Raw genomic sequence first — 21,709 nt, forward strand, 5'->3', positions numbered from 1 at the left:
GCCTGAACGAGGTCGAGGCGCGGACAGGTCCACGTGGAGCGTGGACCACCTGCCGGTCTCACCCGCCGTCGTGCGCATGGACGAGCTCGCCGTCGATGTACGTCTGGAGGACGACCGTCGCCCCGATCTCGTCGACCGGCACGGCGAACAGGTCGCGGTCGAGAACAAGATAGTCGGCGACCTTCCCGGCCGCCAGCGTCCCGCGGTCACCGAGCTTGCCACGCGACTCCGCCGGGACCCGCGTGACCGCGGCCAGGGCGGAGTGCAGATCGATCGGAGAGGTCGCGTGCTGCACCGTGCCTTGGATGGCCGGGAAGAGGTTCGGGTCGGGTGTGTTGATCCAGTCGGATCCCAGGACCATCCGCACCCCGTGGTCGAGCATGTTCCGGAACGCGAACTTGTGCGCCATGCCGAAGGCGTCGAGGTGCCATACCGCAGGTGACATCTCCGCCGTGACGTTCAGCGGCGCGAGGCGCACCATGTCGGAATCCGTCACGAACGCGGCATGGGCGAGCTCGTGCATCGTTCCGTCGGGGTTCTCGGCGCGAAGTCGCTCGATCGCGTCGAGTGCGGTACGGGTCGCCCCCTCCGCGGCGCAGTGAATCTTCACGGTGCGGCCCGCGGCGTCGAACTTGCGGAGCATGTCCAGCAACTCGTCTTCCTGGACGAGGAGCCAGTCGGTGTCGACCGAACCGTCTTCCCGCAGCCCGGCGACGGTGCTCACGGGAGGCATCGGGGCACCGTCCAGCCACACCTTGACGAAATTGGTGTCGACATGCTCGGATGCCCACGCCGGAGCGTCGTCGAGCAGCGCGTCCAGTTCCTCGTCCGTGCCCATCCCGAAGCCCTGGTTCCGCCACACCAGGTGCGCGTCGACACGGAGCTTCAGCTCACCGTCCTGTTCGAGCGCGCGGAGCGCTTCCAGTTCCGGCCTCGACGCCGACGCCTCCTGGACCGAGGTGATGCCGTACTTGAGGCAGTTGTCGATCGCCCATTTCATGGCGTTCCGGTAGACCTCCTGTGTCCGCGGCGGGATGGCCTGGCGGACGCTCCACCCGGCCTTCTCGATGAGCTCACCGGTGAGCCGCCGCTCCTCGTCACGGAGGAACATCCCCCCGGGCATGTCCTCGACGTCCTCGGTGATACCGGCCGCGTCCAGTGCCTTCGTGTTCGCCACGCCGTGATGGATCGAGTAGTCGTACAGGTAGACGGGGGTGTCGGGGAACGCGTCGTCGAGGTGCTTGCGGGTGAGCCGCTCCGTGCCGTCCGCCGGCGGGGAGACGTCGCCACCGACGATCCAGGGGAACTCGTCGTGCGAATGCGTGGACGATGCGTGCGGCGAATGCAGTTCGAGCAGTTCCTGCACGATCTGCTCACCGCCCGCGCCGACGGACACGCGATCCTCGTACAGGAACTTCAGGCCACCGAACAGGAGGTGGATGTGACTGTCGTGGATGCCGGGCATCAGCATCCTCCCGGCCAGATCGACCGCCGTCGCGTCCGGTCCGGCGATCGCCGTGGCTTCGGTCGCGCCACCCACGAAGGCGACTCTTTTCCCATCGATCACGATGGCCTCGGCGAAGGGGGCGTGCGGATCCGCGGTGTAGATGCGGCCGTTGGTGTACACAGTGGACATCGACGTCTGCTTTCGTCTTCGGGGCGCGCGGGCTCGACGGGTCGAACGAGACCGGTGATGTGCAGGAAAGTGCGATGTGCGGCAGGGGTCCGGAGCGGGAGATGGAGGTTCGCGAACGGGTGTGATCGCCCTGACACGGCCACCGTATCCCACCGCCAGGTCGGGTACGGCCGACTGTGACGAACCGGCCCTTTCGGACAGCCTCTCCGGAGCGCAGCGGCAGTTCTCCGCGCTCGGACGCCGGGTGTCGGCCGTCGTCCGCGGCGACGGCCGCATCGTCGTCGGCCGATGGGCAGTGGGCGCGGTGACGGCACGCCGGGTGCGTGGTCGACAGGTCCTTATCGGACGTCCTCGGTCGACGATCGGTTCCGGGGCCGGAAACGCGACATGGTGCTCCGGTTCGCGGTGAAAATCAACACTGTTGTCGGTGACGCATGTTTGCGAGCATCTGGTCCGTAGCGGCTCCTGGGCGTTCGCTCCGGAATCATGCTGCCCGGATGACAGTTCGTGCGTGACGACCGCGGTCGGGTCCCGTGGTGCGTCCGCGCTGGTCAGAGTGACCAGACTCGTGGGAGGGCTCGATCGCCGATGATGTCGATCCTGATTTTCGCCGCCGGTGCCGCACTGTTGATCTACAGCGCGGAGAAGCTGATCACCTATCTCGTCGGGGCCGCCCGCGGGCTCGCGATCTCGGTGTTCCTGCTCGCCGTCATCTTCACCGGAATCGAGTTCGACGACCTCGTATTCGGGGTCGCCCTGAATCTGGAAGGAATGGAGGAGGTCGCGCTCGGCGTCGTCTTCGGCACCGTGACCTCCATGGTCGGGGTGGTACTGGCACTGGCGGCGTTGCTGGTGCCGTGCCGGGTCGAGGTCCCCAAGGACTACCTGGTGCTCTTCGCGGTGTCGCCGCTCGTGCTGGTCGGGCTGGCGTTCGTCGGTGAGGTCGGCGTGGGTCTCGCGATCGGGCTGATCGCCCTGTTCGTGGCCTTCGTCGCCTATGTCGCGGTCCGCGAACGCACCCGCGCCGTGCCGGTCTTCCGGGACAGCGAGGTGATGGAACGGGCCGGAAGCGTCCGCGGCGGTACGGCGTCCGACGATCTCTCCTACACCGGCGACATCCCGATCACCGCGAAGCGGCACCTGCCCGGCTGGGCGCTGCTCGGGCTGGCGTTCCTGTCCCTGGTCGGGCTGATCATCGGTGCCTGGGTGATGACCGAGGGCACCGAGGGGATCCTCGACGAGTTCGGCATCGCCGGCACGGTGTTCGGTGCGACCATCGCGACCCTGGTGCTGACCCTGGAGGACATCTTCCTCACCGTGGAACCGGCCCGGCGCGGCGCACCGCTGATCGGCATCGGCAACGTGATCGGCTCCGTGGTGTTCTCGGTGACCGCGAAGCTCGGGATCATCGTGCTGGCCGGCGGCGACATCGAGGTGACCGACGACGTCTTCGTCTGGCACCTCCCGGCGTTGATCCTGCTCATCGCGTTCTCCACCTACGCACTGTGGACCGGGCGGTTGCGCCGCTGGCACGGTGTGGTGCTGCTGGTGGCCTACGTCCTGTACTGGATCGTCAGCTTCGTGGTGTTCGGGGTCCTCCCGGCCGACGACGACTGATCAGCGAGCCGTCGCTGCCTACCGGTGCGGACGGGGTACCAGCTGCAGATCGACCGGGAGCGGCCGGTTCGCCTCGCCGACCGCCTCGGCGACCAGGTGATGGTCGGGGGAGAGGTGACAGACCGGGTCGGTGGCGGCCGGATCACCGGTCAGCTGGAACGCCTGGCAGCGGCAGCCGCCGTGGTCGAGCTCGCGGCGGTCGCAGGTCCGGCACGGGTCCTGCATCCAGCTCGCACCGCGATAGGCGGTGAACAGCGGCGCCGACTGCCAGATGTCGGCCAGCGAGGCGTCCCGCACCGACGCGCGGGGCAGCGGCAGCGTCTGGGCGGCCGGGCAGGGCAGGGCGTCACCGTCGGGCGCGACCGTGAGCTGGCGCTGGGCCCAGCCGCCCATGCACGGCTTGGGGTAGCGGCTGTAGTAGTCGGGCAGGACGTGCACGACCTCCATCCGCCCGGCCAACCGCTCCCGGGCCGCCGTGACGATCTCCTCGGCGCGGTCGAGCTGCTCACGGGAGGGCAGCAGCGCCGTCCGGTTCCTCCACGCCCAGCCGTAGTACTGGGTGTTGGCCAGCTCCACCCGGTCGGCCTGCAGCTCCTCGACGAGATCGAGGATCGGACCGACCCGGTCGATGTTCTGCCGGTGCAGCACCACGTTGACCGTCAGCGGCCAGCCCAGCTCGCGGACCAGCCGGCACGCCTGCAGCTTCCGCTCGAACGACGGGATGCCGGCGATCCGGTCCGAGGTGGCCGGCTCGTCGGCCTGCACGCTGACCTGCACGTGGTCCAGGCCCGCCGCGCGCAGCTCCTCGGCGCGCCGCGGGGACAGCCCCATCGCACTGGTCACCAGGTTGGTGTACATCCCGAGCCCGGCCGCGGTGCGGACCAGCTCGGGCAGGTCACGGCGCAGCAGCGGTTCACCGCCGGACAGGTGACACTGCAGGACGCCGAGGTCCGCCGCCTCGGTGAAGACCCGCTGCCAGTCCGCGGTGCCCAGTTCGTCGTCGTAGCGGGCCAGCTCGATCGGGTTGGAGCAGTAGGCGCAGGCCAGCGGGCAGCGGTAGGTCAGCTCGGCGAGCAGCCCGAACGGGCGAGGCGCGGCCGAGGCGGTGCTCGTGTCCGTGCTCATGTCCGTGCTCATCCCATGTCCACCAGGTTCCGGTCGGCGAGCCGCTCCAGGTACCCGCGCACCTGCTCGCCGACGGTGAGCTCGTCGGCGCCGTCGTGCCCCTCGACGAGCGCGGCGACGATCTCGTCGACCGTGCGCTCGCCGTCGCACAGCCGCAGCACCGCATGACCGGTCCGGTTCAGCACGACGACGGTCTCCGGCCCGAGCAGCACCCAGCCACCGGTCGGCCGGTCCGGCCGCATCCGGACGTGCCGGCCGAGCCGGGGCCGCGCCTGCCCGCTGATCACCTCGGCCGCACCTCCCTCGCCGCTGCGGGGGACGGGAACCGTGGCGGCCCCGTCACGCGTAGGCATGGTCGATCCCATCCATGATGGCCCACAGGACGTCGCACTTGAAGGACAGCGCGGCCTCGGCGGCGTCCTGCTCGGCCGCGGTCCGGCAGTGCTCCACCACGATCTCCAGGGCGTGCTCGGAGTCGCGCGGCGCCTGGAGGAGCCGGTTGCGGAAGTACTCCAACCCGCCCGGCTCGATCCAGGTGTAGTACTTCTCGAACGCGGCCAGCCGCTGCGCCATCAGGTCCGGGGCGAACAGCTCGGTCAGCGACGAGGCGACCGCCTCGACCCACGGCCTGCGCCGGGCGAAGTCGACGTAGGCGTCGACCGCGAACCGCACCCCGGGCTGCAGGTGCCGGTGATCGAGGATCTCCTCGCGGGTCAGCCCGCACGCCTCGCCGAGCCGCAGCCAGGCCTCGATCCCGCCGGAGGTGGGGCCGTCGTCCACGGTGCCGTCGTGGTCGGTGATCCGGCGGATCCAGCGCCGCCGGACGGCGACGTCCGGGCAGTTCGACAGGATCGCCGCGTCCTTGACCGGGATGGCCTCCTGGTAGGCGAACCGGTTCGCGACCCAGCCGCGGATCTGCTCCGGGGACAGGGTGCCCTCGTTCATCCGCACGTGGAACGGGTGCGCGCTGTGATAGCTGCGGGCGTGCGCGCGCAGGCGGTCCACCAGCGCTGCGGGGTCGGGGGACGCGGTCACTCAGACCTCCAGTTCCAGCCCGTCGTGGCCCACGGTGACGCCGGCCTTCTCGACCTCGGCGCGCTCGTCGGAGTCCTCGAGCAGGATCGGGTTGGTGTTGTTGACGTGCACGTAGACGATCCGCGGCAGGTCCAGCGCGGTGAGCACGTCCAGGCTGCCGCCCGGCCCGCCGACGTGCAGGTGCCCCATGTCGTGCGCGGTCTTCGCGGCGAGCCCGAGCCGGACCAGCTCGTCGTCGTGCCAGGTGGTGCCGTCGATCAGCAGCAGGTCGGCGCCGGCGAGCTCGTGGAGCACCTCGGCGGTGAGCGCCTGGACACCGGGCAGGTACACCGCGGCCCGTCCGGTGCCGGTGTCGGTGAACCGGTACCCGACGACGCGACCGCTGCCGTTCCCCGAGGTGCCGAACCGGTCGTTCTTGCCGGTGGGCGCGTCGAACGCGCGGTAGCTCAGGCCGCCCAGGTCGTGGACCGTGCCGGGGACCACCTCGGTCCAGGTCACCGGGCAGAAGCGTTCGAGCGTGGGCAGCAGGCCGGTGCCGTCGACCAGGGTGCGGTGGGTGGCGGCGGTGGCGTGCAGGTGCACCCCGCCGCCCTCGCGCAGCAGCACCAGCCCGAGGGTGTGGTCGATCTCGGCGTCGGTGAGCAGCACGCCCTGCAGCGGGGTGCCTCGGTGGCCGACCGGGTGCAGCGCGGGGGTGTCGGTCAGCTGGGTACGGATGTCGGGTGAGGCGTTGACCAGCCACCAGCGCTCGCCGTCGGGACTGACGGCGATGGACGACTGGGTGCGCGGTGTCGCGGGCCGCGACCCGTCGCGGACCGCGCGGCAACCGGGACAGCCACAGTTCCACTGCGGGAATCCGCCGCCCGCGGCGGAACCCAGGACACGCACCCTCATCGGTCCCCTCCTCGTCGGTTCCCCGGACGTGGCAGGGACGCCGGACCCGGTCCGGCGCCCCTGGACGTCACCGGCGTCACGCCTCGGTGCGGGCGATGTACATCGTGACCTCGGGTGCGCAGCCGATCTCCTCGAACTCGGGCGCCTCCCACTCGGTGGTGGAGTCCATGTTCACCTCCTCTCGTGCGGGTCTGCGGACAGGTGTGGGGCCGGGTCAGTCCTCGGGCAGGGCGAAGCAGAACAGCGCGTCACCCGCGGCGGCGCCGAGCAGGCCCGGCAGGAACCCTTCGATCCAGCCACCCCAGCCGGTCGGTACGGCGATGTACTGGCGGCCGTCCACGCTGAACGGGGTGGGGCTCGAGTGGTGCCCGCTGCCGCACTGGAACGACCACAGCTTCTCGCCGGTGTCGGCGTCCAGCGCGACGAACTCACCGGTCGGCGTGCCCTGGAAGACCAGCCCGCCCGCCGTGGTCAGGGTGGACGCGCACATCGGGTACTCGTTGTTCCAACGCCACTTCTCCTCCCCGGTGAGCGGGTCGATGGCGGCGACGAAGCCGTAGAAGTCCTCGATGTCCACGGCGACACCGGCACCCCAGTACGGGATCGACTCCTTGAACTCACGACGTCGGCGGGTGGCGGTCGCCCCGACCTCCTGGACCGGGACGTAGATCAACCCGGTGTTCGGGTTGTAGGACATGTGCGTCCATTCCTTGCCACCGGCCGGTCCCGGCCAGAAGTGCACCGGGACGCCCTCCTCGTCCGGGTAGATCTTGGGCGTGACCTTCCCGTCGGGGGTGATCTCGCCCCAGGTGATCCGGTCGACGAACGGGAAGACCCGCACCAGCTCGCCGTTCGTGCGGTCGAGGACGAAGAAGTACCCGTTCTTGTCGGCGTGCGCGAGCAGCTTGCGCCCGTCGGGTGCGTCGAAGAGCAGGTTCTCCATCGTGGAGTCGTAGTCCCACAGGTCGTGCGGGGTGAACTGGTAGTGCCACCGGATCTCGCCGGTGTTCACGTCCACCGCGACGACGCTGTCGGTGTAGAGGTTGTCACCGGGGCGGACACCGCCGTCGAAGTCCGGCGCCGGGTTGCCGGTGCCCTGGTAGAGCAGCTCCAGCTCCGGGTCGTAGGTGGGGGTGACCCAGCAGTTCGCACCGCCGCGCTGCCACGCCTCACCGTCGTCCGGCCAGGTCTCGGAGCCGGGCTCACCGGGCTTCGGGACGGTGTAGCAGCGCCAGCGCCGCTCACCGGTGTGCGCGTCGAAGGCGTCCAGGTGCCCGCGGACGCCGAACTCCCCGCCGGCGCTCCCGACGATCACCAGGTCCTTCACGACCAGGGGGGCGACCGAGCCGCTCTCCCCGGCGCGGACGTCACCGTTGGTGGTGTCCCAGACCTTCTCCCCGGTCGTCGCGTCGAGCGCGATGATGTGCGCGTTGAGGGTGTACATGTAGACCTTGCCGTGCCCGACGGCGAGGCCGCGGTTGACGTTGCCGCAGCACAGCGACACGTCGTAGGGCGAGGCGTGCTTGTAGCGCCACAGCTCCTCGCCGGTGGTCGCGTCGATCGCCCAGGCCTTGCCGTCCGGCCCGGAGACGTACATGACCCCGTCGACGACCAGCGGGGACGCCTCGAACGAGTAGGTCGAGGCGCCGGACTGCATGCCGGTGGCACCGGCCTGGAAGACCCAGGCGGGGGCCAGCCGCCGGACGGTCTCCTTGTTGATCTGGTCCAGCGAGCTGTACCGCTTGCCGTCGTAGGTGCCGTAGTAGGTGAGCCAGTTCTGCGGCTCGGACGTCGCCGCCCGGATGCGCTCGTAGTCCACGTTGGTGGTGGCGGGGGCGATCCCCTTCACCGCGCTGAGCTGGGTGTGCGGGATCGCCTCGCCCGCATCGACGTAGTCGGTCATCTGGTGCTCCTGTTCTACGGGCGCGGCTGCGGGGGACGGTCGAGCTTCGCGTGGTCGGGGACCTCACCACCCATGACGAGGGCACCGGTCAGGCCGCGGCCCTCGTCGTTGCCGCTCTGGGATCCGTAGTAGTAGGTGCCCGGCCCGTCCAGGTTGAGCCGGGCGGTTCCCTTCGCGTGGTTGACCAGCCAGATGAACTTGGGGTCCCCGTTGCTCGGCAGGACGGCGCAGTGGGTGTTCTTGTCGTCGTTGATCAGAGTGAGCTCGATGTCACCGCCACGCGGGAAGATGAGGATCGAGGGTTCGTAGCGCAGCTCGTCCTCCGGGATCCGGATGGTCGCGCGCATCACGCCGTCGGTCCCCTCCTCGGCGTACCCGATGCTCCCGGTGTTGAGCAGCCGGCCGAGCGCTGTCCTGTTCTGGCCGTCGAGACCGGCCGCGGCCAGCTCGGCCGATCGATCTTCGGTCGTCGTCATTGACATATCCTCCCGAGCGAAATTGTCGGCGGTGCCGTGATCACTTTCACACTGGGTCGAGGTGGGCGTCAACCCCGGGCGGTAGCTCATTCACGGGAAAGATCGCGGGCCGGTCGGATGTCTCCTCGAATGGCCAATCCCGGTCCGCGCCCGGGCCCGGCGGATTGCACGACGGACCGCTGTGGCGCGCGCGGCCGGGTCGGGTGGTCCTGCCGGTCGAGCCACGTGGGGCGACCGGTCGACGGCTGCCCACAGGGCCGAGGTCACCGGTGATCGTCCAGGTCAGCGCGATGGCGACGGTGCTGTTCCGGGTCACGGGCGCGGCTGCCACCCGGCGCCGGCCGCCCGCGCCGGTGGGGGATCTCCGGCCCCTCGCCCGGTACGCCGGAGCGGCAATTCTGCGGTGGCCCGCGCGACGGTTCCGTGTCCCGTTCCGGGGGCGTGCGCAGTCGATCGCCGAACACCGTGCAGGCGCATTGTGATGGCAACTATTCGGGTGTCTGCACTCCCTTTCCGACGGAATTTCCGATGCTCGTCGGGTGCTTCCCCCCCGAAAGCGCGACGGGCGCGGCCGAGCGGTTCGGGACCCGGGACCCGGCCGGGCTCCCGCGCGCGGCCCGGTGCTCCGGCGGCGCCGTGACGTGCGATGTTCGGCCGCTTCGTGATCGTTCGCCCGGTCGTCGCGGAACCGGCGGTGTCCGGTGTGGATACCGCCCGAGTGCGGCTCGCCCACCGGTCCGGTGATCGCCGAGCCCCGGCATTCCCGGCCCGTCACCGATGCGACGACGGGAATGAAACACATGTTTCTCATCGACGTCCGGCGAGGCCGGCCGGAGGCGAGCGGGTGACTCATTCGCGAGCCGGCGGTGCGCGGGGCGGCGGCGCCGATCCGCCGCGGACGGGTCCGCCGGGCGGTGTCACGGACCGCCACCGGCACCATGCCGCTCGACCTCACCTTCGGGAGAGGTGCCGGAGCCGGAGCGGGCCGGGCCGGCGGGCCGGGGATCACCAGAACTTGATGCCTGCGGCCTTGAGCCGCCGCCGGTGCTGGCGCATCGCGGTCTCGATCGCGTCGGTGGTGATGAGGTCGCCCCAGACCTTCGCGGCGGTCTCGCCCTGCTCGAGCATCGCGTCGGCCTCCTCGGGACCGATGTCGGCGCTCTGCACGATCCGCGAGCCGAAGCCGATGTGCCAGCGTTCGTCGCGCAGCACGAGCTCCATCCCCTTGTGCACGCCGGGCAGCCCGACCGAGAGCCCGTCCAGCGTCGCGAGCATGGCGTGCTGACCGGCGAGCAGGACCACCCCCTCGATCACCATGTGGTAGAGACCGACCGCCCCCGTCAGGTCCTGGCGGCCGTCGGCGAGCCGGCGGGCGGTGTCGGGCAACCGCACCTCGAACAGGTCGACGAGCTCGGTGGCCGCCCGGTCCCGCAACACCTCCAGCCGCCGGGCGGGGCTGTCCCCGGGAACGCCGGCGACCTCGGCGGCGACCAGGTCGAAGAAGCGGGCGTGCCGCGCCTCGTCCCGGGCCTGGGCCCGGAAGCAAGCCTCCATCGAGTCGTCGAGCGCCGCCGCCTGGTACGACCCGAGCTGGCCCGCGACCGCGAACTCGGCGATGCAGAACCCGGCCAGCAGCCCGAGCACCCTCGTGCGCTCGGTGTCGGTGAGCTGCGGCCAGGCCGCGCGGTCGGCGGTGTAGTCGATGGCCGCCTCGTCCCACTGGATCGAGTCGGCGAGGGTCACGAAGTGTTGGTATCCGGTGATCATCAGACTGCGTCCTCGCTCCCCTAGAAGTCCTCACCCGGTTCCAGCAGACGGAAGTCCGCCTTGGTGGCACCGCAGATCGGGCACATCCAGTCGTCCGGGATGTCCTCGAACGCGGTCCCCGGCGGGATGCCGCTGTCCGGGTCGCCCTCGTCCGGGTCGTAGATGAACCCGCAGGGCTCGCAGACCCACTGCCGGGTCTCCGCCGCGGCCTCCGCCGCGCCGACGCTCATGCCTGGCCCGCCGGGTCCGCGGCGCCTCCCGGCCGCCCGGACCGGGGTCTCGTCCGGCGGCCGTGGGCCGGTGGTGGCGGGTGCACGGCGGCATCCTCGAGCGTCGTCATGTGACTCCCACGGCTCCATCGCCTCGTCGCGGACGCGGACGCCCTCCCACGGGAGGGGGCGTCGCCTTCCCCAGGGAGCCATACCCCGTGCGCCGACCGCAAGGGGAGGCGGTAACACGTGTTTCGATCACGTGGTCAGGCGGCCGCACACCCCTTCACCCCGCTACACACCGGTCGCAACAGGTGTGAGCCGGGGCGAAGGGGTGTGCGGACGCCTGACGGCCGCGACTCCCGACGGCACCCGTGTGGACCGCTCAGCATGCGAGGCTCCCGGTATGACGGACCCCGCCGCGGACGACCCCGGTCCGGCGACGATCGGCCCCTACCGGCTCGGCCGGCTGCTCGGCTCCGGTGCCTCGGGACGGGTGCACGCCGCCGTCGACGGCCGGGGGCGGCAGGTCGCGCTGAAGCTGGTCCGTCCCGAGCGGGCGGCCGACCCCGGGTTCCGTACCCGGTTCCGGCGAGAGGTCGAGGCGGCCCGCCGGACGATCTCCTCGTGCAGGGTCGGCGCGTCCAGGTAGGCGGTGGCCAGCCACGGCCGCGGGGCGTCCGGGTCGGCGTCCAGGAACGCGGCCGTCCAGCCGGGCGGTGCCTGCGCGGCGAGCGCGACCTCCCGGCGGAACCGGGCCCGGAACCCCTCGGTCTCGACCAGCTCGGGGTGCACCAGCTTGATCGCCGCCCGGCGGCCGTCGGGCGCCTCGCCGAGCAGCACCCGGCCCATCCCGCCGGAGCCGAGCACACCGGTGACCCGGTAGCGGCCCACCGTGCGCGGATCGTCCGGTCCCGGAGCACTCGCCACGGCCGAGAAGACTAGCCCGCGACCCCCAGCGCCTCCTGCAGAAACCGGACCTGGAGCAGCAGCAGGTTCTCCGCGACGACCTCCTGCGGTGTCATGTGCGTGACCCCGGACAGCGGCAGCACCTGGTGCGGGCGCCCGGCGGCGAGCAGCGCCGACGACAACCGCAGGGTGTGCGCCGCGACGACGTTGTCGTCGGCCAGCCCGTGCACGATCATCAGCGGCCGGTGCGGCGCCTGCGGGGTCGGCGGGGTCGCGGCGTCGTCGATCAGCGACGAGCGCCGGTACGGCTCCCCTCCGGGCAGGCCCAGGTAACGCTCGGTGTAGTGGGTGTCGTAGAGCGCCCAGTCGGTCACCGGGGCGCCCGCGACACCGGCGTGGAAGACGTCCGGGCGGCGCAGCACCGCCAGCGCCGCCAGGTACCCGCCGAACGACCAGCCGCGGATCCCGACCCGGGTCAGGTCCAGGTCGGGGTACTCCTGAGCCGCCGCGTGCAGCGCCGCGACCTGGTCCTCCAGCACCGGGCCGGCCAGGTCGCCGTGGATCGCCCGCTCGAACTCCGGGCCGCGACCGGGGGAGCCGCGCCCGTCGGTGACCAGCACCGCGAACCCCTGCTCGGCGAACCACCGGCTGGTCAGGTGGGCGTTGCGGGACTGCACGACGCGCTGCGCGTGCGGCCCGCCGTAGGGGTCGAGCAGCACCGGCAGCGGGGTGCCGGGGACGTGCCCGGTGGGCAGCAGCACCGCCGACCGCAGCTCCCGGTCGCCGAACGCGTGCAGCGCGACCGCAGGGGCCCGGCCGGGATCGGCGGCGTGGCCGGTGATCGGGTGCACGGTGCCGTCCGCCGTGACCAGCTCGGCGTGCGGACCGACGTCCAGGTCCTGCGAGACCCGGACCAGGGTGCCCCCGGCGGCCGTCCCCGAGTGCAGACCGGTGGTGGGCGACAACGCGACCGGGGCGGCGCCCGGCGCGACCGAGTACAAGGCCGTCGAGGTCGGCTCGGGCGAGGCACGGAACAGCACCGTCTCGCCGTCGATCCCGAGCACCTCGCGGACCTGCAGCTCCGGCCCGGTCAGCTCGGCCCCACCGGCGACGAGCCGGCGCGCCCCGGCGGAGTCCACCGCCCGGACCAGCACACCGGACGCCGTCCGCGCCGGGACGCCCGGCACGTTCTCCACCCACACCGGGTCGGTCTGCGAGTCCAGCGCGGTGGTCGCACCGGTCCGCTGATCGACGGCGAGGACGAGCACCTCACGCTGGTCGCGCGGCTGCACCGAGATCAGCGGGCCGTGTGCGTCCCACCGGGCGGTCGCCAGGTACTCGTAGCCCGCGCCGTCCCAGGTGACCGGCGTGCGGGCACCGTCGGTGGTGACGATCTCCAGGCCGACGACGGCGTTCGGCGTCCCGGCGGCGGGGTAGCGCATCTCGGTGGGGACCCGGTCGGGGTGCTCCGGGTCGGCGATGTGCCACCGCGCGACCGGGGACTCGTCGACCCGGGCGACCAGCAGGGACCCGCCGTCCGGGGACCACCAGAATCCGCGGGTACGTCCCATCTCCTCGGCGGCCGCGAAGTCCGGGAGCCCGTAGGAGACGTCGTCACCGTCGGGTGTGAGCAGTGCGGTGGTGCTTCCGGCGGCGAGATCGTGCAGGTAGAGCGCCCGGTCGGCGACGAACGCGACCCGGTGCCCGGTCGGGTCGATCCGCGGGTCGACGACGGCCTCGATCCCGCCGACGTCGAGCGGCCGGACCTGCGGTGCGCCGGACAGTGCGACCGTGAAGGGCCGCCCGGACAACGCGAACACGGCCCGTTCGACGGCGTCGTCGCAGGTGTAGCCGACCACGCCGCCCGCCTGCTCGCGCACGCGTTCGCGGCGGGCCCGCTCCGCGGCGGGCAGGTCCTCCTCACCGGGCAGGCCCGGGACGTCGGCCGGGTCGACGAGCAACCGCTCCTCACCGGTGCGGGCGTCGAGCGACCACAGGCAGGTGACCGGGTCGGTGCCGGACCGGCTGCGCTGGAACACCACCCGCGAGCCGTCCGGGGCCACGGTGAACCCGCGCGGCACACCGAGGGTGAACCGGCGGGTGCGGGCGTGCAGGCGGGGGAACGAGTCGGTCACGGGGTCCTCTCCGGGGTGGGTACGTCGCGGGGGCGCTGCCCGGCGGCCTCGGCGCAGCCCTGGGCGGCGAGCCGGTCGGCACGTTCGTTCTCCGGGTGGCCGGAGTGGCCCTTCACCCAGAACCAGGTGACGTGGTGCCCGCGGACGGCGGCGTCCAGTTCGCGCCACAGGTCGTCGTTCTTGACGGGTTCACCGGCGGCGGTCCGCCAGCCGCGGGTCTTCCAGCGCGGCAGCCACTGGGTGATGCCGTTGCGGACATAGGTGCTGTCGGTGTGCAGGTGCACGACGCTGCGCCGGGTCAGCACCCCCAGCGCCCGGATCGGGGCGGTGAGCTCCATCCGGTTGTTGGTGGTCGTGCCGGGCTCCCCGCCGTACAGGTCCCGCTCGTGGGTGCCGTAGCGCAGTACCGCGCCCCAGCCGCCCGGACCCGGGTTGGGCACGCAGGCACCGTCGGTGAAGATCTCCACGACCACCGTCACGGGCCGCGACGTTAGCGGCTCAGTAGAGGTCGTAGGACGCCCGGGCCGCCGTGAAACCGTGCCCGGTGCGGGCGTCGCGGCACTCGACGCCGGTGCGCCGGCTGACGCAGGTGAGGTCGCCGCGGGTCAGATGGGTTCCGTAGTCGAGCATCGCGGCGCCGGTCGCCGCGGGCGCCGGGTCGCAGCTCGTGCGGGAACCGGCTGCCCCGCCGACGACGAGACCGGCGTCGGCGGGACAGCCGTCGATCGTCCAGTCCCGGGTGGCGACGTCGCAGCGGGCTTCACCGGCCCCCATCGAGCAGGTGATGTTGCCGGTCGGGGAGGTGAAGGAGGCCGGGTCGCCGAAGCCGGCCGGATCGGCGGGCGTGCTGTCCGCGACGAGATCGGCCGGCACCACGGCCGGTGTCTCCACCTGCGCCGATCCTGTGCTTCCCGCCTCCTGCGCATCCGGTTCCGCCGTGATCGCGCCGACGACGGCCAGCACGAGTGCCACGACGACCGCGACGGCCGCGATCCGGTGCGGCACCCGCTCCCGGACCGCACCGGCGAGCGCGCCGGCCCGGCCGGTGTCGATCGCGTCGAGGGCACGGCGCCACGCGGGCCGCGCCGACGGCCCGGCCGGGAACACCGACGGCACCGGGGCCCGGCCGGGCGGGACGGACGCCGGGGAGACGGCGTGCCAGGGCAGCGGCGGGGTGCGCGGGCCCGGCTCGTGCACGGGGCCGGGCAGCTCCGCCGTGCCCGGGCCCGCGGCGCCCGGCGCCGGCCCTGGTGCCTGCGGCGGCCGGGGCTGTGGCACGGACGGTGCGTCCAGCACGGTGGCGGTGGGGTGACCGTTGTGCTCGGGATCGGGCGGGGCGGGGGATCGGTCGTCGGCGTGGGGAGCGCTCATCGGTCGAGGACCGTAGGTCGGGACCGGCACCTGGCGCAGCGGCCGATCGGAGCAGTAACGACGGCCGGTCGCCTCGTTACGGTGACGGTCCGCCCCGAGCGCCGAGCGGCTGATCGGATCGCCGGAGGGCAGGAGCTGGTCGTTCACCGGTAGTGCGATCCTGAACCGCGTGAGCCAGGCCCTCTACGAGATCACGGTGAACGCGTTGCTGGACCGGGACCGCCCGCTCACCCGGGCGGAATGGGACGCCGCCGTCGCCCGGGTGGGCGGGAACCGGGTGCCGCAACTTCTCGACGAACTGGACCACGCCGGGCTGCTCGAACCCGGGCTGTTCGCGATCGCCGTGCCCGCGGCGTGGGAGGCGGCGGAGCGGCCGTGGGAGCGGCTGCCCGGCGAGCGGTGGCGGGAGCTGTTCGTGGCGGCCGGCCGGAGCTACCCGGCCGACCCGGGGTGAGGCAACGGCGGATCGGGGTCGGTGTCCGGCCCGGCCGACTTCCCGAGCGGCACAGCGACCGCCGGGGCCGCCTGCCCGGCACGGGCGACCCCGGTCCGCGAGCGTGTCCGCGGCTCCTACCAGCCACGGGCCTTCCACTCCGGCAGGCCCGGGCGCTGCTCGCCGATCGTGGAGTCGTCCCCGTGCCCGGGGTAGAACCAGGTGTCGTCGGGCAGCGCGTCGAAGACCCGCTCCTCCAGGTCCGCGAGCAGCTGCGCGTTGTCCTCCGGCGACCAGGTCTTCCCCGGCCCGCCGGGGAACAGGCTGTCCCCGGTGAACAGGTGCGGCCGGTCGGCCCCGCGGTAGAGCAGCGCGATCGAGCCCGGGGTGTGCCCGCGCAGGTGGATGACCTCCAGCTCGATCTCACCGAAGGCGAGCCGGTCGCCGTGCTCGACGAACTCGTCCATCGGCGCCGGGAGCTCCGGCGCGTCCAGCGGGTGCGCGATCAGCCGGGGCTCGAACATCCCGGCGATCGCACCGAGCGCCTGCCAGTGGTCGTGGTGCCGGTGCGTCGTCACCAGGTGCCGCAGGTCGGGGCGCTCGTCGGTGGCGCCGATCAGGTCCGCGATCCGGCTCGGCTCGGCGGCGGCGTCGATCAGCAGCGCCTCCCCGGTCTGCTTGCAGACCAGCAGGTAGGCGTTGTTGTCCATCTCGCCGACCGAGATCTTGCTGATGCTGAGCCGGTCCAGGTCACGACGGATGGCGGGGCCGCCGGGCTCGGTGTGACCGGTGTAGTTCTCCAGGACGTCCACGGCGCGAGGGTAGCTGCCGGTGGCGCACGTCGCCGTGGGGTGAACCCACCGGTCCGGGCTCCGGTCCGCCCGCCACCCCGCCGGGGGCCGTCCCCCGGCGGGGTGGTCGAACATGCGTACGAGTATCGTGCGTCGCGTACCGACCGGCGCGTGGCGGCGTGCATCCACCGAGGGGCGACCGCGACGACGCCTGCTCGCCGCGTTCCTGTCGGGGGCGCGGCCTAGCATCGAATCCGGAACGGGACGACCCTCGCCAGCCAGGAGGCGCGCATCGTGAGCGACCACAGCACCGACCGCCCGGACGTCGGCGACACCCTGTCCCCGGGTGCGTCGCCGGTCCCCAGCGGTCCGCGGCTGGTCGTCCGCGGTGCGCGCGAGCACAACCTGCAGGGCGTCGACATCGACCTGCCGCGCGACAGCATGATCGTGTTCACCGGGCTGTCCGGTTCCGGAAAGTCCAGCCTGGCCTTCGACACGATCTTCGCCGAGGGTCAGCGGCGCTACGTCGAGTCGCTCTCGGCGTACGCCCGGCAGTTCCTCGGGCAGATGGACAAGCCCGATGTCGACTTCATCGAGGGTCTCTCGCCCGCGGTCTCGATCGACCAGAAGTCGACCAACCGCAACCCGCGGTCGACGGTCGGCACGATCACCGAGATCCACGACTACCTGCGGTTGCTCTACGCCCGCGCCGGCGTCCCGCACTGCCCGCAGTGCGGTGAGCGGATCGCGAAGCAGACCCCGCAGCAGATCGTCGACCAGGTGCTGGAGATGGAGCAGGGCAGCCGGTTCCAGGTGCTCGCCCCGGTCGTGCGGACCCGCAAGGGCGAGTTCGTCGACCTGTTCTCCACCCTGCAGTCGCAGGGCTACTCCCGGGTGCTGGTCGACGGCACCGTGCACCAGCTGACGGATCCGCCGAAGCTCAAGAAGCAGGAGAAGCACGACATCTCGGTGGTCGTCGACCGGCTCTCGGTCAAGGTGACGGCCAAGCAGCGGCTCACCGACTCGGTCGAGACCGCGCTGCGCCTCGCCGACGGTCTGGTCGTGCTCGACTTCGTCGATCTGCCGGCCGACGACCCGGGGCGCGAGCGGCGTTTCTCCGAGCGGATGGCCTGCCCGAACGGGCACACCATCGCGGTCGACGATCTCGAGCCGCGCACCTTCTCCTTCAACTCGCCCTACGGCGCCTGCCCGGCCTGCACCGGTCTGGGCATCAAGAAGGAGGTCGATCCGGAGCTCGTCGTCCCCGATCCGGACCGCTCCCTGGCCGACGGGGCGATCGCACCCTGGTCGGCCGGGCACAACGCCGAGTACTTCGGCAGGCTGCTGTCCGGGTTGTCCACGGCGATCGGCTTCCGGATGGACACCCCGTGGCGCAAGCTGCCCGCCGCCGCGCAGAAGGCGGTGCTGCAGGGCAGCGACGACCAGGTCCACGTCCGCTACCGCAACCGCTACGGCCGGGAGCGCTCCTACTACGCGAACTTCGAGGGCGTCATGCCCTTCCTGGAGCGTCGTCTCGAGCAGACCGAGTCGGAGTCGCAGCGTGAGCGCTACGAGGGCTACATGCGTGACATCCCGTGCCCCGCGTGCGGTGGCTCCCGGCTGCGCCCCGAGGTCCTGTCAGTCACGATGTCGCACCGCGACCTGGGGGAGCGGTCGATCGCCCAGGTCTCCAACATGTCCGTCGCGGAGTGCGCGGACTTCCTGAACGGCATGGTGCTCGACGACCGCCAGGCGATGATCGCCGGAGCGGTGCTCAAGGAGATCCAGGCCCGGCTCGGGTTCCTGCTCGACGTGGGGCTCGAGTACCTGTCGCTCGACCGCGCCGCCGGGACGCTGTCCGGTGGCGAGGCACAGCGCATCCGGCTGGCCACCCAGATCGGCTCCGGCCTGGTCGGGGTGCTCTACGTGCTCGACGAGCCGTCGATCGGGCTGCACCAGCGGGACAACCGCCGGTTGATCGACACCCTGACCCGGCTGCGCGACCTCGGGAACACGCTGATCGTCGTCGAACACGACGAGGACACCATCCGGGCCAGCGACTGGGCGGTCGACATCGGCCCGGGCGCCGGGGAGCACGGCGGGCACATCGTGCACTCCGGGCCGGTCGCCGAGCTGGAGTCGCACGACACCTCGCTGACCGGTGCCTACCTGTCGGGCCGCCGGTCGATCCCGCTGCCGCAGCGGCGCGAGCTCGACCACTCCCGGAAGCTGTCGATCATCGGTGCGCGTGAGCACAACCTGCGCGGGATCGACGTCGACATCCCGCTCGGCGGGCTGGTGTCGATCACCGGGGTCTCCGGGTCCGGCAAGTCGACCCTGATCAACGACATCCTGGCCACCGTCCTGGCGAACCGGCTCAACGGTGCCCGCCAGGTCCCCGGCAGGCACACCCGGATCAACGGTGTCGACGAGCTCGACAAGCTGGTGCGGGTCGACCAGTCGCCGATCGGGCGGACCCCGCGGTCCAACCCCGCCACCTACACCGGCGTGTGGGACAAGGTGCGGAAGCTGTTCGCCGCGACCACCGAGGCGAAGGTCCGCGGGTACGCCGAGGGCCGGTTCTCCTTCAACGTCAAGGGCGGCCGCTGCGAGGCGTGCACCGGCGACGGCACGATCAAGATCGAGATGAACTTCCTGCCGGACGTCTACGTCCCCTGCGAGGTCTGCAAGGGGGCCCGGTACAACCGGGAGACGCTCGAGGTCCACTACAAGGGCAAGACCGTCGCCGACGTCCTCGACATGCCGATCGAGGAGGCCGCCGAGTTCTTCGAGCCGATCACCTCGATCGCGCGCTACCTGCGGACCCTGGTCGACGTCGGTCTCGGCTACGTGCGGCTCGGGCAGCCCGCCCCGACCCTGTCCGGGGGGGAAGCGCAGCGGGTGAAGCTGGCCAGCGAGCTGCAGAAGCGCAGCAACGGCCGCACCGTCTACATCCTCGACGAGCCCACCACCGGGCTGCACTTTGAGGACGTCCGCAAGCTCCTCGCCGTGATCCAGGGCCTGGCCGACAAGGGCAACACGGTGATCGTCATCGAGCACAACCTCGACGTCATCAAGACCTCCGACTGGATCATCGACATGGGCCCCGAGGGTGGGTCCGGTGGTGGGACCGTGGTCGCCCAGGGCACCCCCGAACAGGTCGCGGCCCACCCGGAGAGTCACACCGGGCGGTTCCTGCGTGATCTGGTCACCCCGGACGCCGCCCCCGCCGGGCCGACCCGCAGGCGCACCGGCGCAGCGACGAAGGGGGCGAAGGGCACATCGACCGCGTCGGCGGTGTCCCGGCGCCGCGCCGCCTCCGCGGCGAGCTGAGGAGGGCCCGAGCGTGTGACGCGCGGGGTAGCGAGCTGAGCAGGTGGCGAGCGTGTGATGCGCGGGGTGGCGAGCGTGTCACGCCGAGGCGGTGAGCAGGGGCCTCTCGTCGGTCCGGCTCGCACACGGCGCCCACGGGCGTGGCGAGCAGGCCGATCCCGGTGGGGTCCCGGCGCTCCGAGGGCAGGCCGGTCAGGCGTGCCGGCGGATGCGTGCCGCTCGGCGACGGCTGAGGTCGCCGAGGAGGAACAGCCCGTACCGTCGGAGGAGCGCCGCGTAGCATCCGGCGACCCCGACCACCCGGTCCCGGCGGCGGATCGCCGGCTCGGCCTCGCGGATCAGCCTCCGGGTGAAGGCCCGTTGCACCGCGAACTCAGCGCGGGTCGCGGCGGCCGAGGCCGACCCCGGGTGGATCCGGAACGAGGCGGCCGTGCGGCTGTCGCCGTGCAGCCCGCCGTGGCGCAGCAGCCGGACCCACAGGTCGAGGTCCATCGTGAAGTGCAGGCTTCCGCCGACCCCGCCGACGGCCTCGTAGTGCGCCCGCCGGAACATCACCGCCGCCGAGGGGCCGATCGGGTTGCCGCCGTGCCGGACGACGGCCCTCAGCACGTCCGCCGCCGGGCGCGGGCCGAGCAGCGACCGGGGGACGTGCCGGTTCGGAAACAGCGTCCGGCCGTCGGCGTCGACCATGTCGGTGCGTCCGACGACGATCGCCAGCGAGGGATCGGCGGTGAGCGCGGCGATCTGGGCCGGCAGTGCGCCGGGGGCGACCAGGTCGTCGGCACAGACGATCTTCACCAGGTCGGCCCTGGCCAGCTCCACGGTGCGGGCCCAGTTCTCCGCCATCGGCACCGTCTCCTCGACCCGGACCAGGCGGATCCGCGGGTCGTCGAGACCGCGCACGATCTCCGACGACCCGTCGGTGCTGCCGTTGTCCCGGACCACCACCTCGAGATCGGCGTCCTGGTCGAGCACGCTGCGCAGCGTGCTCTCCAGGTACCGGGCGCCCTGGTGGACCGGGACGCACACCGACAGCGCGGGTCGGGCGGGCACCGCGCACCTCCTCCCGGAGCATCGCCGAGGGGCCGTGACCGGCCACGCCGGACCGTACGAGACGATCGCGGCGCGGCCCGGCAGGCCGGGATGCGACACGGTCGGCGGTAGGCTGTGTGCGGTCACCGCCGGTTCCGGGTGCGGCCCCGTGCGGCCGGTGCCGAGGCGGGCTGCTACCCTCGGGAATGCGACCACCCGGGATCGCGTTGATGCGTGTGTTCCGGGCGTCAAGTGGAGCCCCGCTCCCACCCGCGCCGTGATCGTAGCGGCGTCCGGGTCCATGGTCCGGCCTCGTGGCAGAGCTGTCGCCACCGGCCGATCAACGGGTCTTCGCTTGTCGTCGCCGGCGCAACAGCAGGTAGTAGCGACACAGCGAGTTACTCAGGAGACCCCATCAGCACAGAGCCCCGCATCAACGACCGCATCCGCGTGCCCGAGGTCCGCCTCGTCGGCCCGAACGGCGAGCAGGTCGGGATCGTGCGTATCGAGGACGCCCTCCGGCTGGCGCAGGACGCCGACCTCGACCTGGTCGAGGTGGCCGGTCAGGCCCGCCCGCCGGTCTGCAAGCTCATGGACTACGGCAAGTTCAAGTACGAGAGCGCGCAGAAGGCCCGGGAGTCCCGGCGTAACCAGCAGCTCACCGTGATCAAGGAGCAGAAGCTCCGGCCGAAGATCGACAAGCACGACTACGAGACGAAGCGCGGTCACGTGATCCGCTTCCTCGAAGGCGGCAACAAGGTCAAGGTCACGATCATGTTCCGTGGTCGCGAGCAGTCCCGTCCCGAGCTGGGCTACCGGCTGCTGCAGCGCCTCGCGGAGGACATCGGCGACATGGCCGTCGTCGAGGCCGCGCCGAAACAGGACGGCCGCAACATGACGATGGTGCTGGCACCGACCAAGAAGCCGGCGCCGCGCAAGACCGCGGCGACCGCCGGCAGCGACGCCCCGGCCGAGACCGAGGCGTGAGGGCCTCCCCGCCCGGTGCGCGGGCGGGGAGGGACACGCAGTACCCGCACGACCCC

Annotated in this window: 20 protein-coding genes; 4 read left to right on the forward strand and 16 right to left on the reverse strand. The window is 72.0% G+C overall.

The features are described 5' to 3' along the window. Positions 1 to 58: 58 nt before the first annotated feature. Positions 59 to 1,636, reverse strand: a complete 1,578-nt coding sequence (locus AB0J24_RS21560) for an amidohydrolase (RefSeq protein WP_358684028.1) — start codon at positions 1,634 to 1,636, stop codon at positions 59 to 61. A gap of 591 nt (positions 1,637 to 2,227) precedes the next feature. Between AB0J24_RS21560 and AB0J24_RS21565 the strand changes: the two genes are divergently transcribed. Next, on the forward strand, positions 2,228 to 3,253 hold the full coding sequence (locus AB0J24_RS21565; RefSeq protein ID WP_358684030.1) for a sodium:proton exchanger: 1,026 nt from the start codon (positions 2,228 to 2,230) through the stop codon (positions 3,251 to 3,253). Positions 3,254 to 3,271: 18 nt separating this feature from the next. On the opposite strand, the gene pqqE is transcribed toward AB0J24_RS21565, so the two are convergent. The 13 genes from pqqE to AB0J24_RS21630 form a co-directional block, all read right to left on the reverse strand. Next, positions 3,272 to 4,378, reverse strand: coding sequence for a pyrroloquinoline quinone biosynthesis protein PqqE (gene pqqE / locus AB0J24_RS21570; RefSeq protein WP_358684032.1), 1,107 nt, complete (start codon positions 4,376 to 4,378; stop codon positions 3,272 to 3,274). Between the two features lie 8 nt (positions 4,379 to 4,386). Next, positions 4,387 to 4,731, reverse strand: coding sequence for a pyrroloquinoline quinone biosynthesis peptide chaperone PqqD (pqqD, locus tag AB0J24_RS21575; protein WP_358684034.1), 345 nt, complete (start codon positions 4,729 to 4,731; stop codon positions 4,387 to 4,389). Continuing rightward, complete coding sequence (gene pqqC / locus AB0J24_RS21580; protein WP_358684036.1) at positions 4,718 to 5,413, reverse strand: pyrroloquinoline-quinone synthase PqqC; 696 nt, start codon at positions 5,411 to 5,413, stop codon at positions 4,718 to 4,720. The genes pqqD and pqqC overlap by 14 nt, the downstream gene beginning before the upstream one ends. Then, on the reverse strand, positions 5,414 to 6,307 hold the full coding sequence (gene pqqB, locus AB0J24_RS21585) for a pyrroloquinoline quinone biosynthesis protein PqqB (RefSeq protein ID WP_358684038.1): 894 nt from the start codon (positions 6,305 to 6,307) through the stop codon (positions 5,414 to 5,416). It lies immediately after the preceding gene. Between the two features lie 76 nt (positions 6,308 to 6,383). Next, positions 6,384 to 6,476: a pyrroloquinoline quinone precursor peptide PqqA gene (gene pqqA, locus AB0J24_RS21590; protein WP_085914394.1), complete on the reverse strand. Its 93-nt coding sequence runs from the start codon at positions 6,474 to 6,476 to the stop codon at positions 6,384 to 6,386. 45 nt (positions 6,477 to 6,521) lie between these two features. After that, positions 6,522 to 8,210, reverse strand: a complete 1,689-nt coding sequence (locus AB0J24_RS21595; protein ID WP_358684041.1) for a PQQ-dependent dehydrogenase, methanol/ethanol family — start codon at positions 8,208 to 8,210, stop codon at positions 6,522 to 6,524. A 14-nt stretch (positions 8,211 to 8,224) separates the two neighbouring features. Further along, on the reverse strand, positions 8,225 to 8,686 hold the full coding sequence (locus AB0J24_RS21600; protein WP_358684043.1) for an MSMEG_3727 family PQQ-associated protein: 462 nt from the start codon (positions 8,684 to 8,686) through the stop codon (positions 8,225 to 8,227). Between the two features lie 1,005 nt (positions 8,687 to 9,691). Beyond that, positions 9,692 to 10,453 carry a ribonucleotide-diphosphate reductase subunit beta gene (locus tag AB0J24_RS21605; protein ID WP_358684045.1) on the reverse strand — a complete coding sequence of 254 codons (762 nt, stop codon included), beginning with the start codon at positions 10,451 to 10,453 and terminating at the stop codon, positions 9,692 to 9,694. 20 nt (positions 10,454 to 10,473) lie between these two features. After that, positions 10,474 to 10,683: a rubredoxin gene (locus AB0J24_RS21610; protein WP_344026222.1), complete on the reverse strand. Its 210-nt coding sequence runs from the start codon at positions 10,681 to 10,683 to the stop codon at positions 10,474 to 10,476. A 432-nt stretch (positions 10,684 to 11,115) separates the two neighbouring features. After that, positions 11,116 to 11,592, reverse strand: coding sequence for a hypothetical protein (locus tag AB0J24_RS21615; protein WP_358684047.1), 477 nt, complete (start codon positions 11,590 to 11,592; stop codon positions 11,116 to 11,118). An 11-nt stretch (positions 11,593 to 11,603) separates the two neighbouring features. Beyond that, positions 11,604 to 13,706: a prolyl oligopeptidase family serine peptidase gene (locus tag AB0J24_RS21620; RefSeq protein ID WP_358684049.1), complete on the reverse strand. Its 2,103-nt coding sequence runs from the start codon at positions 13,704 to 13,706 to the stop codon at positions 11,604 to 11,606. Beyond that, positions 13,703 to 14,179 (reverse strand): ribonuclease HI, encoded by a 477-nt coding sequence (gene rnhA, locus AB0J24_RS21625; RefSeq protein ID WP_358684117.1) that lies wholly within the window; start codon positions 14,177 to 14,179, stop codon positions 13,703 to 13,705. Before rnhA ends, AB0J24_RS21620 begins: the two co-directional genes overlap by 4 nt. Positions 14,180 to 14,204: 25 nt before the next feature. After that, complete coding sequence (locus AB0J24_RS21630; protein WP_358684051.1) at positions 14,205 to 15,077, reverse strand: hypothetical protein; 873 nt, start codon at positions 15,075 to 15,077, stop codon at positions 14,205 to 14,207. 169 nt (positions 15,078 to 15,246) lie between these two features. Between AB0J24_RS21630 and AB0J24_RS21635 the strand changes: the two genes are divergently transcribed. Next, positions 15,247 to 15,531 (forward strand): hypothetical protein, encoded by a 285-nt coding sequence (locus tag AB0J24_RS21635; protein WP_358684053.1) that lies wholly within the window; start codon positions 15,247 to 15,249, stop codon positions 15,529 to 15,531. A 116-nt stretch (positions 15,532 to 15,647) separates the two neighbouring features. Here the strand turns inward: AB0J24_RS21635 and AB0J24_RS21640 are convergent, their stop codons facing one another. Beyond that, positions 15,648 to 16,322 carry an MBL fold metallo-hydrolase gene (locus AB0J24_RS21640; RefSeq protein WP_358684055.1) on the reverse strand — a complete coding sequence of 225 codons (675 nt, stop codon included), beginning with the start codon at positions 16,320 to 16,322 and terminating at the stop codon, positions 15,648 to 15,650. A gap of 315 nt (positions 16,323 to 16,637) precedes the next feature. Here AB0J24_RS21640 and uvrA point away from each other — a divergent pair, with 315 nt between their 5' ends. Next, a complete protein-coding gene (gene uvrA / locus AB0J24_RS21645; RefSeq protein ID WP_358684120.1) occupies positions 16,638 to 19,634 on the forward strand; it encodes an excinuclease ABC subunit UvrA in 2,997 nt (998 codons plus the stop codon). Between the two features lie 192 nt (positions 19,635 to 19,826). Here the strand turns inward: uvrA and AB0J24_RS21650 are convergent, their stop codons facing one another. After that, a complete protein-coding gene (locus AB0J24_RS21650; protein WP_358684057.1) occupies positions 19,827 to 20,687 on the reverse strand; it encodes a glycosyltransferase in 861 nt (286 codons plus the stop codon). A 393-nt stretch (positions 20,688 to 21,080) separates the two neighbouring features. Between AB0J24_RS21650 and infC the strand changes: the two genes are divergently transcribed. Then, a complete protein-coding gene (gene infC / locus AB0J24_RS21655) occupies positions 21,081 to 21,653 on the forward strand; it encodes a translation initiation factor IF-3 (RefSeq protein ID WP_358684122.1) in 573 nt (190 codons plus the stop codon). Positions 21,654 to 21,709 lie beyond the last annotated feature (56 nt).

This window comes from Pseudonocardia sp. NPDC049635, assembly GCF_040659795.1.
Classification (GTDB): domain Bacteria; phylum Actinomycetota; class Actinomycetes; order Mycobacteriales; family Pseudonocardiaceae; genus Pseudonocardia.

What these genes read in the sequence shown, in the direction of transcription:
- AB0J24_RS21560 (WP_358684028.1), bottom strand. Translation starts at nt 1,636, where the DNA reads ATGTCCACTGTGTACACCAACGGCCGCATCTACACCGCGGATCCGCAC.
- AB0J24_RS21565 (WP_358684030.1), top strand. Translation starts at nt 2,228, where the DNA reads ATGTCGATCCTGATTTTCGCCGCCGGTGCCGCACTGTTGATCTACAGC.
- pqqE (WP_358684032.1), bottom strand. Translation starts at nt 4,378, where the DNA reads ATGAGCACGGACACGAGCACCGCCTCGGCCGCGCCTCGCCCGTTCGGG.
- pqqD (WP_358684034.1), bottom strand. Translation starts at nt 4,731, where the DNA reads ATGCCTACGCGTGACGGGGCCGCCACGGTTCCCGTCCCCCGCAGCGGC.
- pqqB (WP_358684038.1), bottom strand. Translation starts at nt 6,307, where the DNA reads ATGAGGGTGCGTGTCCTGGGTTCCGCCGCGGGCGGCGGATTCCCGCAG.
- pqqA (WP_085914394.1), bottom strand. Translation starts at nt 6,476, where the DNA reads ATGGACTCCACCACCGAGTGGGAGGCGCCCGAGTTCGAGGAGATCGGC.
- AB0J24_RS21595 (WP_358684041.1), bottom strand. Translation starts at nt 8,210, where the DNA reads ATGACCGACTACGTCGATGCGGGCGAGGCGATCCCGCACACCCAGCTC.
- AB0J24_RS21600 (WP_358684043.1), bottom strand. Translation starts at nt 8,686, where the DNA reads ATGACGACGACCGAAGATCGATCGGCCGAGCTGGCCGCGGCCGGTCTC.
- AB0J24_RS21605 (WP_358684045.1), bottom strand. Translation starts at nt 10,453, where the DNA reads ATGATCACCGGATACCAACACTTCGTGACCCTCGCCGACTCGATCCAG.
- AB0J24_RS21610 (WP_344026222.1), bottom strand. Translation starts at nt 10,683, where the DNA reads ATGAGCGTCGGCGCGGCGGAGGCCGCGGCGGAGACCCGGCAGTGGGTC.
- AB0J24_RS21630 (WP_358684051.1), bottom strand. Translation starts at nt 15,077, where the DNA reads ATGAGCGCTCCCCACGCCGACGACCGATCCCCCGCCCCGCCCGATCCC.